This is a genomic window from Streptomyces cinnabarinus (genome assembly GCF_027270315.1).
GTDB classification, from domain to species: domain Bacteria; phylum Actinomycetota; class Actinomycetes; order Streptomycetales; family Streptomycetaceae; genus Streptomyces; species Streptomyces cinnabarinus.
In genome coordinates this window covers 3847109-3859646 of record NZ_CP114413.1, presented here as the reverse complement: position 1 = coordinate 3859646, position 12538 = coordinate 3847109, and the positions used below count along the sequence as shown (strand labels likewise).

Sequence of the window (12538 nt, the reverse complement as noted above, 5' to 3'; positions counted from 1 at the left end):
ACCGCGCCGCTCCCCGCTGTCTTCGAAAGGCCCCCGCATGCTCTCCGGGAACGGTCGTCACCGTCGCCCCCGCCAGGCCCCGGCTCTCATCGTCGCGGCCGGCGTGACCGGCTCCGCCATCGCCATCCCGCTCCTCGGCGCCACCGGTGCCAGCGCGGCCGAGGGCAACACCTGGGACAGGGTCGCGGAATGCGAGAGCGGCGGCTCCTGGAGCGAGGACAACGGCAACGGCTACTACGGCGGCCTCCAGGTCACCCAGGAGAACTGGGAACGCTACGGCGGCACGACGTACGCCGAGAGTGCGGACCAGGCCAGCCGCTCCCAGCAGATAGCCGTCGCCGAGCGCATCCTCGACGACCAGGGGCTCGCCGCCTGGCCGACCTGCGGCCCGCTCTCCGGCCTCGACGCCGACTCCGGTTCGGTCGGCGTCGACACGGGTCTTGAAGAGGACGGCGATTCGACCGACTCGTCCGAATCATCCAACTCATCCGGTTCGGCCGGTCTGCTGGACACCGTCGGTGGCGGCGCCTCCGCGGGCGACGAGGACGCCGACTCCGAGGCGGACCCCAGCGCATCCACGTCACCCGGAGCGTCGGGCGACTCGAAGGGGGTGAAGGGGTCGAAGGGGTCGAAGGACGCAACAGAGTCGGCGAATCCGAGTAAGTCGGATAAGTCGAGCAAGTCGGACAAGTCTCCCGAGTCGGCGCGGGCTTCCGAGGGTGAGGAGTCGGAGGGCTCGTCCGACTCCTCCGGGAGTGTCCCCTCGGGTGTGGCCGACGGTCTGTTCACCGGCATATCCGGACTGGACAATTCGGGCAACATCCTCTGGGTCGGGGGCGATTCCACCCTCATCGACACCGGCGTCGGCCGTCATCGCGGCCAGCCCGCGGACGAGGGCGGGGTGGAGCGTTCGTACGTCGTCCGCAACGGCGACACGCTCGCGAGCATCGCCGACTCCCTTGACCTCGACGGCGGATGGCGTGGGCTCTACGCCGACAACAGGTCGGCCATCGGCGCCGACCCCAGCCGTATCACTCCCGGTCAGACCCTTGAAGTAGGGGACGAATCGGTCGGAAACCAGGGCTAGTTCACGTCGCACTTCGCACCTGAATGTCCGCTTTGGTGAAAGTGTGGGATGAGTCTCAGAAGCCCTGATCGTCTTTGAAATTCCCCGGATCGCCTGCCTACGGTCGTGACCGCTCGCAGCAGCGGGCCCCGACCGCCGCACGCCGAATCCTGCCGGTGGCCGTACGGGAACAGTCGTCGCGTCATGCGCCGTAGGCAGGAGCGGGGGACCCAAGGTAAGCGCCGGGTCCGGAGGTTGAGGCGACTCGACACCGGAACCGGCTTGGGGTGAAGCCGCGCACTCGACAGACTGCGCGGCCGGGCAACTCAACCGGCCCGAACCCGACAGCTCACCTCGCAGGCGTCGGTGAGGGGATCGATCCATGCTGTTTTCCGGCAAGGGCAAGCACCGTCGTCCGTCCAAGGCCACCCGCGCCATCGCGATCGCCGGTGTCACCGGCGCCGCCGTCGCCGCTCCGCTGATGGCGGCCGGCAGCGCCTCCGCCGCCACCGCCTCCGAGTGGGACGCCGTCGCCCAGTGCGAGTCCGGCGGCGACTGGTCCATCAACACCGGCAACGGCTACTACGGCGGTCTGCAGTTCTCGGCCTCCACCTGGGCCGCGTACGGCGGCACGCAGTACGCCTCCACCGCCGACCAGGCCAGCAAGTCCCAGCAGATCGAGATCGCCGAGAAGGTCCTCGCGGGCCAGGGCAAGGGCGCCTGGCCGTCCTGCGGCGTCGGTCTGTCCAGCGCCACCTACACCGGCGGCTCCACCGGGAGCGGCACCACGAGCAACACCGAGACCCGTTCGACCGAGGAGCAGACCGCCTCCCGCTCGACCGAGCGTCCGGCTCAGAAGGCCGACAAGGCCGAGAAGGCCAAGAAGACCGTGACCACCCCGACCGGCAAGAAGGTCAAGAAGGGTGACGGCGAGTACAAGGTCGTCAAGGGCGACACCCTCAGCACCATCGCCGAGGAGCACGACGTCAAGGGCGGCTGGGAGAAGCTCTTCAAGCTGAACAAGGGCATCGTCGAGGACGCTGACCTGATCTACCCCGGTCAGCAGCTGCACCTCAAGTAATCCCTTAGCCGGACCACAGGGTCCTCATACCGGCCTCCTCCATACTGGAGGCCCCGTGAGGGTCACCCCCCGTCCCCACGGGCTCCCCGCCCCGGTGCGTTCTCCCCCGTACGCACCGGGGCGGGGTCTTCTTTTTCCCGGTAGTTCACCGCTCCTTTGTTCCGTAGAGAAACAATGGGTACCGTCTGTCCTTGTCCACGGGACGGTCGGTCGGCTGGCCGATGTCCCTCAGGCGGTTAGGCTCTAGTCGCAAGGCTCAAGTGCCCCGCACTTCCAGCGTCACATCCCATGAAGGAGATGCTCGTGCCGTCCATCGACGTCGTCGTAGCCCGGGAAATCCTGGACTCCCGAGGCAACCCCACGGTCGAGGTCGAGGTCGGCCTCGACGACGGCAGCACGGGTCGTGCCGCCGTTCCGTCCGGTGCCTCCACCGGTGCCTTCGAGGCCATCGAGCTCCGTGACGGCGACCCCAACCGCTACCTCGGCAAGGGTGTCGAGAAGGCCGTCCTCGCCGTCATCGAGCAGATCGGCCCGGAGCTCGTCGGCTACGACGCCACCGAGCAGCGCCTGATCGACCAGGCGATGTTCGACCTGGACGCCACCGACAACAAGGGCTCGCTCGGCGCCAACGCCATCCTCGGCGTCTCCCTCGCCGTCGCCCACGCCGCCTCCGAGGCCAGCGACCTGCCGCTCTTCCGCTACCTGGGCGGCCCGAACGCGCACCTGCTGCCCGTTCCGATGATGAACATCCTGAACGGCGGCTCGCACGCCGACTCCAACGTGGACATCCAGGAGTTCATGATCGCCCCCATCGGCGCGGAGTCCTTCTCCGAGGCCCTGCGCTGGGGCGCCGAGGTCTACCACACCCTCAAGAAGGTGCTGAAGACCAAGGGCCTGTCCACCGGCCTCGGCGACGAGGGCGGCTTCGCCCCGAACCTGGAGTCCAACCGCGCCGCCCTGGACCTCATCATCGAGGCCATCAAGGAGGCCGGTTACACCCCCGGCGAGCAGATCGCCCTCGCCCTCGACGTGGCCGCCTCCGAGTTCTACAAGGACGGCGTCTACACCTTCGAGGGCAAGGACCGCTCCGCCGCCGAGATGACGGAGTACTACGCCGAGCTCGTCGAGGCGTACCCGCTCGTCTCCATCGAGGACCCGCTGTTCGAGGACGACTGGGCCGGCTGGAACACCATCACCGCCAAGCTCGGTGACAAGGTCCAGATCGTCGGCGACGACCTCTTCGTCACCAACCCCGAGCGTCTCGCCCGCGGCATCGAGGAGGGCTCCGCCAACGCCCTGCTCGTCAAGGTGAACCAGATCGGCTCGCTGACCGAGACCCTGGACGCCGTCGAGATGGCCCAGCGCAACGGCTTCAAGTGCATGATGTCCCACCGCTCCGGTGAGACCGAGGACGTCACCATCGCCGACCTCGCCGTCGCCGTGAACTGCGGTCAGATCAAGACCGGCGCCCCGGCCCGCTCGGACCGCGTCGCCAAGTACAACCAGCTGCTGCGCATCGAGGAGATCCTCGACGACGCCGCGGTGTACGCGGGCCGCTCGGCGTTCCCGCGCTTCAAGGGCTGATCCCGGTAAGGGCCTAGCCAGTCGTACGTACGTCCCCGTACTCGGTCCCGTACCGTGTGCGGGGACGTACGCGCGTGTGGAACGGGAGGCGGGAACATGGCCGTGAAGGACCGGGACCGGTTCTCCACCGCGACCAGGATCCGGTTGCTCGGTGAGCAGACGGCGGCCCGGGTCTACCGTTCCCAGACCAAACGGCAGGCCCGCCGTTCCCGGCTGACCGGCCGCGCGGCCCTGCTCGCCCTCGTCGTCTGCTCCCTGGTCGTCGCCCTCGCCTACCCGATAAGGCAGTACGTCGCCCAGCGCGCCGAGATCGCCGATCTGGAACGCAAGCGGGAGCAGGCCCGGGAGCGGGTGGAGGAGCTGCGCGATCTCAAGGCACGCTGGAAGGACGACGCGTACGCGGAGCAGCGGATCCGGGAGCGGCTGCACTATGTGATGCCGGGTGAGACCGGGTTCGTGGTGATCGACCCGGACGCCGCGAAGCAGACGCGCACCGATCTCGGCGCGGCCGACCGGGCCTGGTACGCCAACGTCTGGGACGGGGTCGACAAGTCCGACGCCGCCGACCGTTGACGAAGGCCGCCGACGGTGACGTACGCCGCCGACCGATGGACAGAGACGAAAGACTGTAAAGGCTGTTATGGAAACGCCCCCGCCCTCCACTCCGCGCACCGAGCCGACCGACGCCGACGTCGAGGCCTTCAAGCAGCAGCTCGGCCGGCCGCCGCGCGGGCTGCGCGCCATCACGCACCGCTGCCCCTGCGGGCAGCCGGACGTGGTGGAGACGGCGCCCCGGCTGCCGGACGGTACGCCTTTCCCGACGCTGTACTACCTGACGTGCCCCAAGGCGAACTCCGCCATCGGCACGCTGGAGGCGGAGGGTGTCATGAAGGAGATGACGGAGCGGCTCCAGACGGATCCCGAGCTGGCCGCCGCCTACCGGGCCGCGCACGAGGACTACATCCGGCGCCGGGACGAGATCGAGGAGCTGACGGGCTTCCCGAGCGCGGGCGGCATGCCTGACCGGGTGAAGTGCCTGCACGTCCTGGTCGCGCACTCGCTGGCCGCCGGGCCCGGGGTGAACCCGCTGGGCGACGAGGCGCTCGCGATGCTGCCGGAGTGGTGGCGCAAGGGCGCGTGTGTGACGCAGGTTCAGGAGGAGGGCCGGTGACCCGGGTCGCCGCCATCGACTGCGGTACGAACTCCATCCGCCTCCTTGTCGCCGACTGCGACCCGGCGACGGGCGAACTGGTCGACCTGGACCGCCGGATGACCATCGTGCGGCTCGGCCAGGGCGTCGACCGCACCGGGCGGCTCGCCCCCGAGGCGCTGGAGCGGACCTTCGCCGCGTGCCGGGAGTACGCGGAGATCATCAAGGAGCACGGCGCGGAGCGGCTGCGGTTCGTGGCCACCTCCGCCTCCCGGGACGCCGAGAACCGGGACGACTTCGTGCGCGGGGTGATGGACATCCTGGGCGTCGAGCCCGAGGTCATCAGCGGGGACCAGGAGGCGGAGTTCTCCTTCACCGGCGCCACCAGGGAGCTGGCGGAACACGACCATCTCCCCAAGCCCTATCTCGTCGTGGACATCGGCGGGGGATCCACTGAGTTCGTCGTCGGCGAGGAGCATGTGCGCGCCGCCCGCTCGGTCGACGTCGGGTGCGTGCGGATGACCGAGCGGCATCTGGTGCGGGACGGCGTCGTCTCCGATCCGCCCACCGAGGAGCAGGTCGCGGCCATGCGGGCGGACATCGAGGCCGCCCTCGACCTCGCCGAGCTGACCGTGCCGTTGCGCGAGGCGCACACCCTGGTCGGGCTCGCCGGGTCGGTGACGACGGTGTCGGCCATCGCCCAGGAGCTGCCCGAGTACGACTCCGCCCGGATCCACCACTCCCGTGTCTCCCACGACCGGGTCCGTGAGATCACCGAGTGGCTGCTGCGCTCCACCCACGCCGAGCGCGCCGCCGTGCCCTCCATGCACCCGGGGCGCGTGGACGTGATCGCCGCCGGGGCCCTCGTACTGCTGGCGATCATGGAGCGGATCGGTGCCGAGGAGGTCGTCGTGAGCGAGCACGACATCCTCGACGGCATCGCATGGTCGGTGGCATAGCTCTCCTTTGTTACCGCTCGGTAGCATCGGTTGAGCAGGTCATGTAGCGTCTGAGCACGTTCGAGGGGCCCTTGAGGGCCCCTCGTCGGCGTTCCGGCGAGAAAGTTCGTGAAGTTCTTCACAAGGAATTGGGCCCCGGTGTTGCACGGAAAGGGTCCGGTTGGCCCTTCTGGGGGCTCAACACCCCCTTGAACATGTTCAGAAGGGGTGCAGGGGGGTTCCGGAGGGCGGGTTCGCACGGGGGTGTTTCGAGGGGCTCACGGCGGCTCTGAATGCCCAGAGAGGCAGCTCACGCGGCCTTGACAGCCACCCGCACTACACCGCGGGACTCCCCGCCGCCATGACCTGGATCACGCGGGTCGCGGAGGATAGCACACCCCCTGGACAAGCTTGTGAAGGGGCGCACGAGCGACCCCCCTGAGGCGGGTGGATACTCGATGGCATGAGCACCACGGAGCGTCCCAGGATCCTCGTAGTAGGCGGTGGGTACGTAGGCCTGTACGCAGCTCGGCGCATCCTCAAGCAGATGCGCTACGGAGAGGCGACCGTCACGGTCGTCGACCCCCGGTCGTACATGACCTACCAGCCCTTCCTCCCCGAAACCGCCGCCGGCAGCATCTCCCCGCGCCACGTCGTCGTCCCGCTGCGACGCGTGCTGCCCAAGGCGGAGGTCCTCACCGGCCGGGTCACCACCATCGACCAGGACCGCAAGGTCGCCACGATCGCCCCGCTGGTGGGCGAGGCGTACGAGCTGCCCTTCGACTACCTGGTCATCGCGATGGGCGCGGTCTCCCGCACCTTCCCGATCCCCGGCCTCGCCGAGCAGGGCATCGGCATGAAGGGCATCGAGGAGGCCATCGGCCTGCGCAACCACGTGCTGGAGCAGCTCGACAAGGCCGACTCCACCACCGACGAGGAGATCCGCCGCAAGGCGCTCACCTTCGTCTTCATCGGCGGCGGCTTCGCGGGCGCGGAGACCATCGGTGAGGTCGAGGACATGGCCCGCGACGCGGCCAAGTACTACACCAGCGTCTCCCGCGAGGACATGCGGTTCGTCCTCGTCGACGCCGCCGACAAGATCCTGCCCGAGGTCGGCCCCAAGCTCGGCCAGTACGGCAAGGAGCACCTGGAGGCCCGTGGCGTCGAGGTCTACCTCTCGACCTCCATGGACTCCTGCGTCGACGGCCACGTCGTGCTGAAGAACGGCCTTGAGGTCGACTCCAACACCATCGTGTGGACGGCCGGTGTGAAGCCGAACCCGGCTCTCGCCCGCTTCGGTCTGCCGCTCGGCCCGCGCGGTCACGTCGACTGCCAGTCGACCCTCCAGGTCACCGGCACCGACTACATCTGGGCCGCCGGCGACAACGCCCAGGTCCCGGACCTCATCGGCCGCAAGGCCGGCAACGAGAACGCCTGGTGCCCGCCGAACGCGCAGCACGCGCTGCGGCAGGCCAAGGTCCTCGGCGACAACGTGATCTCCGGTATGCGGGGCTTCCCGCAGAAGGACTACAGCCACGCCAACAAGGGTGCGGTGGCCGGTCTCGGCCTCCACAAGGGCGTCGCGATGATCGTCATGGGCAAGGTGAAGATCAAGCTCAAGGGCCGTCTCGCCTGGTACATGCACCGTGGCTACCACGGCATGGCGATGCCGACCTTCAACCGCAAGATCCGCGTCTTCGCCGACTGGACCCTCGGCATGTTCCTCAAGCGCGAGGTCGTGGCGCTCGGCGCGCTGGAGTCCCCGCGCGAGGAGTTCTACGAGGCGGCCAAGCCCGCCCCGGCTCCCCAGGCCGCCGCGCCGAAGACCGAGGAGAAGGCCAAGGCCTCCTGACCTCCGGTCACTGATCGATCCGAAGGGCCTCCCGCCATCCGTGGTGCGGGAGGCCCTTCGGCGTCCCCGGGAGCACCGGACTCTTAACGCAGATGGGGGACTGCGCCGCCGCCCCGTTGGTGTTTACGTGGGTACCTGGACATTCCGGTATCTCCGTCATGGAGGTGTGCGCCATGGCAGACGCCGCGGTGCGGCTGAAGGGCCTCGTCGAACAACTGGTGGGAGCACCGCTCCCCGTGCGCGTCCGCGCCTGGGACGGTTCACAGGCGGGTCCGCCGGGCGCACCGGTGCTGGTGGTCCGCAACCGCCGGGCCGTCCGCCGGCTGCTGTGGCGGCCGGGCGAACTGGGCCTCGCCCGCGCCTGGGTGGCCGGCGACCTGGACATCGAGGGCGACCTCTACGCCGGCCTCGACCTGCTCTCCGGCCTGATCTGGGAGCGCGGCGAGGACACCCGCTCGCTCACCGAGGCGCTGCGCGATCCCGAGGTGCGCTCGGCGGTCAGAGGGCTCTTCGCGATGGCCCGGTCACCGCTCCCGCCCGCGCCCCCCGAGGAGGAGGTCAGGCGCCGCGGCCACCTCCACACCAAGCGCACCGACCGCCGCGCCATCAGCCACCACTACGACGTCGGCAACGACTTCTACGAGATCGTCCTCGGCCCCTCCATGGTGTACTCCTGCGCCTACTGGCAGACCCCGGACAGCACCCTCGAAGCGGCCCAGCACGACAAGCTCGACCTGGTCTGCCGCAAACTCGGCCTGGAGCCCGGTGTGCGGCTCCTCGACGTCGGCTGCGGCTGGGGCTCGCTGGCGGCCCACGCCGCCCGGCGGTACGGCGTGCACGTCGTCGGCATCACGCTGTCCCAGGAGCAGGCGGCGTACGCCCGCAAGCGCGCCGCCGACGAGGGGCTGACCGACCGGATCGAGATCCGGGTGCAGGACTACCGGGACGTCATGGACGGGCCCTACGACGCGATCTCCTCCATCGGCATGGCCGAACACGTCGGCGCCGACCGGTACCTGGAGTACGCCACCGACCTCCACCGGCTCCTCGAACCCGGCGGGCGGCTCCTCAACCACCAGATCGCCCGGCGCCCGCAGCGCGACGAATCGACATACCACGTGGACGAGTTCATCGACGCCTACGTCTTCCCCGACGGCGAACTCCAGCCCATCGGCGTTACCGTCGGGCAGCTGGAGCGCGCCGGGTTCGAAGTGCGGGACGTCGAGTCGATCCGGGAGCACTACGCCCTGACCCTGCGCCACTGGGTGGCCCGCCTGGAGGACGACTGGCCCCGGGCGGTACGGCTGACCAGCCCCGGCCGGGCCCGGGTGTGGCGCCTGTACATGGCCGCCTCCGCGCTCGCCTTCGAGCACAACCAGATCGGCGTCAACCAGGTCCTGGCGGTCCGCACCCCCGGCTCCGGCGCCTCCGGAATGCCCCTGAGATCCCGCACCTGGAACTGACGAAGGGCCCCGCCCCCAGAAGGAAGCGGGGCCCAACATCTCTGCCGCTACTCCGACTTGATCGCCGTCAGCATGTTCAGCCGCGCCGCCCGCCGGGCCGGCCACAGCGCCGCCAGCACGCCCACGGTCGCCGCCAGCAGCAGGAAGACGCCCATCCGGGCCCAGGGCAGGACCAGTTCGTACGTCGCCATCCTCGACGCCAGCAGCTCGCCGGCCGCCCAGCCGAAGAACATGCCGAGCCCGATGCCCAGCACCCCGCCGAACAGCGAGATCACCAGGGACTCCAGACGGACCATCCGCTTGATGCCCTTGCGGTCCAGGCCGATCGCGCGGAGCATGCCGATCTCCTGGGAGCGCTCGAACACCGACATCGCCAGGGTGTTGATGACCCCGAGGACCGCCACGATCACCGCCATGGCGAGCAGGCCGTAGACCATGTTCAGGATCAGCGTGAACATCTGCGCGATCTCATTGGAGATGTCCTGCTTGTCCTGGACCCGGATGGCCGGGTTGGAGCCGAGGGCCTTCTCCAGCGCGTCCTTCGTCGCCTCCGAGGCGCCGTCGGCCGTCTTCACCATGACCTGCATGTCGCCCGGGTCGGTGAGGTGCGGGGTGAGGACGCGGTTGTCGAGCATGATCCCGCGGATCATCTCGTTGCCCTGGTAGACCCCGGCGACCGTCAGCCGCTGCGCCTCGCCGTCCTCGTAGTGCGCGGTGAACGTCGAACCGGCCCGCCAGCCATGGGCCTCCGCGGTGTCGTCGTCGACCACCACCTGGCCGCCGCCGACCTGGAACGCGCCGCCGTCCAGGGGCAGTTCGGTCAGCTCGCCGATGGAGGAGCCGTCGACACCGGTGAGGTACTCCGTCTCGCCGTCGATCCGGGAGGGCGCGTTGCGCAGCGGGCTGGTGGCGGTGACGCCGTCCAGCGCGCGCAGCTTCCTGTCGACGTCCGTGGAGAGCTCGTTGCCGTTGGCCATGGAGACCACGTAGTCCGCGCGCAGCGACGAGGAGGCCATCTTGTCGATGCCCTGCTGGAGGCTGCCCGCCATCACCGTCATCCCGGTGATCAGGGTGAGCCCGATCATCAGCGCGGAGGCGGTGGCGGCCGTACGGCGGGGGTTGCGCACCGAGTTCTGCCGGGCGAGCTTGCCCGACACCCCGAAGATCCGCATGAGCGGCGCCGCCGCCGCGATCAGCGGGCGGGACAGCAGCGGCGTCAGGATGAAGACACCGATGATCAGCAGCACCGCGCCGAGCCCCATCGGGGCCTGGCCGTCCGAGCCCTCCATCGCGGTCGCCGCCAGGACGACCGCCACACCCGCGCCGGAGAACAGTGCGCCGAGGGTGTTGCGCAGCACCAGGGACTTGGTGGTCGCCTGGGCGTGCAGGCTGCTCATCGCCGCCACCGGCGGGATCTTCGCGGCCCGTCGGCCCGGCAGCCAGGCCGCCAGCATGGTGATCACCACGCCGACCGCGAGGGCGGTCCCGATCGTGCCGGTGGAGACGACCAGCGGCCCGTCGGGGACGGTCGCGCCGAGCGTGCCCATCAATGAGCGCAGGCCCGCGCCGATGCCGATGCCCGCGACCAGACCGGCCACCGCGGCCACCGCGCCGACCACGAACGCCTCGATCAGCACCGACCGCGTGACCTGGCGGCGCGAGGCGCCGACGGCGCGCAGCAGCGCGAGTTCCTTGGTGCGCTGGGCGACCAGCATGGTGAAGGTGTTGGCGATGATGAAGGTGCCGACGAACAGCGAGATCCCGGCGAAGACCAGCATCCCCTGCTTCAGACCGCTCATCGACGAGGAGATCACCTCGGCCTGCTCGTCGGCGAGTTCGGTGCCGGTGGTGGTCTCCACCTGCCCCTTGGGCAGCGCCTTGTCCAGCGCGGCCTTGAGCGCCTCCTCGCTGGTCCCGGCCGCGGCCCGGACGTCGATCTCGTCGTACGTGCCGGTCTTGCCGAACAGCTTCTGCGCCGTCGCCGTGTCGAACAGGGCGAGGCTGCCACCGGCGGCGACATTGCCGTCGTCGGTGGTGAAGACACCCACGACGGTCGGCGCGATCACGGGCCCGTCGACGGAGAGCCGTACGGTGTCGCCGACCTCGTACCCGGCGCGCTTCGCGGTCTCGGAGTCGATCAGGACCTCGTCCGCGCCGCTCGGGGCGTGCCCGTCGACCAGCGGGTACCGGGTGTCCTTGGCACCCCAGTAGTTGCCGCCCTGGGACTGGAAGCCGCCGCCGATGAGCTTGCCGTCCTTGTCGGCGAGGGCGGTGAAGCCGTTCACCACGCCGATCGCGGAGGCGGCGCCCGGCACTTGGGCGCTCCGGTCGAGGAGGGACTCGGTCAGCTCGGGCGTCTTGCCGATCGTATTGCCCTTGTCCTCCTGGGACTTGGCGGTCACGGCGACGTCGACCTGGTCGAAGCCCTTGGCCGAGCTGTTCTGGAGGGCGTTGGAGAGGGTGTTGGTGAAGACCAGGGTCCCGGAGACGAACGCGACGCCGAGCATGACGGCGAGCACGGTCATCAGGAGCCGGGCCTTGTGCGCGAGGACGTTGCGCAGGGCGGTGCGGAACATCAGCTGGTGCGGCCCTTCGCGTCGAACTCGGGGGTCTGGGGGTTCCCCCCAGAAAAGCGCAGCATGAAATCAAGCACGCCATCCGCCGTGGGGCGGTACATCTCGTCCACCACCCGGCCGTCGGCGAGGAAGACCACCCGGTCCGCGTAGGCCGCGGCCACCGGGTCATGGGTCACCATCACCACGGTCTGCCCCAACTCCCGTACGGAGTTGCGCAGGAAGCCCAGCACCTCGGCGCCGGAACGGGAATCGAGGTTTCCGGTCGGTTCGTCGCCGAAGATGATGTCCGGCTTGGAGGCGAGGGCCCGGGCTACCGCGACGCGCTGCTGCTGACCGCCGGAGAGCTGGGAGGGGCGGTGCCCGAGGCGGTCCCGCAGGCCCACCATCTGGATGACGGAGTCCAGCCACTGCTGGTCCGCCTTGCGGCCCGCGATGTCCATCGGGAGGGTGATGTTCTCCAGCGCCGTCAGCGTCGGCAGCAGGTTGAACGCCTGGAAGATGAAGCCGATCTTGTCCCGGCGCAACTTGGTGAGCTGCTTGTCCTTCAGCGAGCCCAGCTCGGTGTCGCCGATGCGCACGGAGCCGGAGGAGAAGGTGTCCAGACCGGCGACGCAGTGCATCAGGGTGGACTTGCCGGAGCCGGACGGGCCCATGATCGCGGTGAACTCGCCCTGCCGGAACTCGACGGAGACCCGGTCCAGGGCGACCACCTGGGTCTCGCCCTGTCCGTAGATCTTCGACAGATCCGTGGCGCACGCGGCCACGGACGTGGCCCGGCCGGCGATGGATGCGGTGGTCACGAGAAGGCGCTCCTCGATGGATGACGGG

The 12538-nt window shown here is 69.6% G+C and carries 10 protein-coding genes and 1 riboswitch; of the genes, 8 read left to right on the top strand and 2 right to left on the bottom strand.

Annotated elements, in window-relative coordinates:
* The first annotated feature begins 103 nt into the window (after positions 1 to 103).
* From STRCI_RS17275 to STRCI_RS17240, 8 genes are all read left to right on the top strand, one after another.
* Positions 104 to 1087 (top strand): transglycosylase family protein, encoded by a 984-nt coding sequence (locus STRCI_RS17275; RefSeq protein ID WP_336298804.1) that lies wholly within the window; start codon positions 104 to 106, stop codon positions 1085 to 1087.
* 176 nt (positions 1088 to 1263) lie between these two features.
* A riboswitch (cyclic di-AMP (ydaO/yuaA leader) is annotated at positions 1264 to 1444 on the top strand.
* 4 nt (positions 1445 to 1448) lie between these two features.
* Entirely contained in the window at positions 1449 to 2147 is a 699-nt protein-coding gene (locus tag STRCI_RS17270; RefSeq protein ID WP_269659846.1) for a LysM peptidoglycan-binding domain-containing protein, read from the top strand.
* A 303-nt stretch (positions 2148 to 2450) separates the two neighbouring features.
* Positions 2451 to 3731, top strand: a complete 1281-nt coding sequence (gene eno, locus STRCI_RS17265) for a phosphopyruvate hydratase (protein ID WP_269664569.1) — start codon at positions 2451 to 2453, stop codon at positions 3729 to 3731.
* A 96-nt stretch (positions 3732 to 3827) separates the two neighbouring features.
* Complete coding sequence (locus STRCI_RS17260; RefSeq protein ID WP_269659845.1) at positions 3828 to 4304, top strand: FtsB family cell division protein; 477 nt, start codon at positions 3828 to 3830, stop codon at positions 4302 to 4304.
* A 67-nt stretch (positions 4305 to 4371) separates the two neighbouring features.
* The gene (locus STRCI_RS17255; protein WP_269659844.1) at positions 4372 to 4902 is read left to right on the top strand and encodes a DUF501 domain-containing protein; all 531 of its coding nucleotides are present in this window, start codon (positions 4372 to 4374) and stop codon (positions 4900 to 4902) included.
* Positions 4899 to 5840, top strand: a complete 942-nt coding sequence (locus STRCI_RS17250) for a Ppx/GppA phosphatase family protein (RefSeq protein ID WP_269659843.1) — start codon at positions 4899 to 4901, stop codon at positions 5838 to 5840. Before STRCI_RS17255 ends, STRCI_RS17250 begins: the two co-directional genes overlap by 4 nt.
* A 442-nt stretch (positions 5841 to 6282) precedes the next feature.
* On the top strand, positions 6283 to 7671 hold the full coding sequence (locus tag STRCI_RS17245; protein ID WP_269659842.1) for an NAD(P)/FAD-dependent oxidoreductase: 1389 nt from the start codon (positions 6283 to 6285) through the stop codon (positions 7669 to 7671).
* A 173-nt stretch (positions 7672 to 7844) separates the two neighbouring features.
* Positions 7845 to 9134 carry an SAM-dependent methyltransferase gene (locus tag STRCI_RS17240; protein ID WP_269659841.1) on the top strand — a complete coding sequence of 430 codons (1290 nt, stop codon included), beginning with the start codon at positions 7845 to 7847 and terminating at the stop codon, positions 9132 to 9134.
* A 47-nt stretch (positions 9135 to 9181) separates the two neighbouring features.
* Here the strand turns inward: STRCI_RS17240 and STRCI_RS17235 are convergent, their stop codons facing one another.
* A complete protein-coding gene (locus tag STRCI_RS17235; RefSeq protein WP_269659840.1) occupies positions 9182 to 11710 on the bottom strand; it encodes an ABC transporter permease in 2529 nt (842 codons plus the stop codon).
* On the bottom strand, positions 11710 to 12510 hold the full coding sequence (locus STRCI_RS17230) for an ABC transporter ATP-binding protein (protein ID WP_269659839.1): 801 nt from the start codon (positions 12508 to 12510) through the stop codon (positions 11710 to 11712). Before STRCI_RS17230 ends, STRCI_RS17235 begins: the two co-directional genes overlap by 1 nt.
* Positions 12511 to 12538 lie beyond the last annotated feature (28 nt).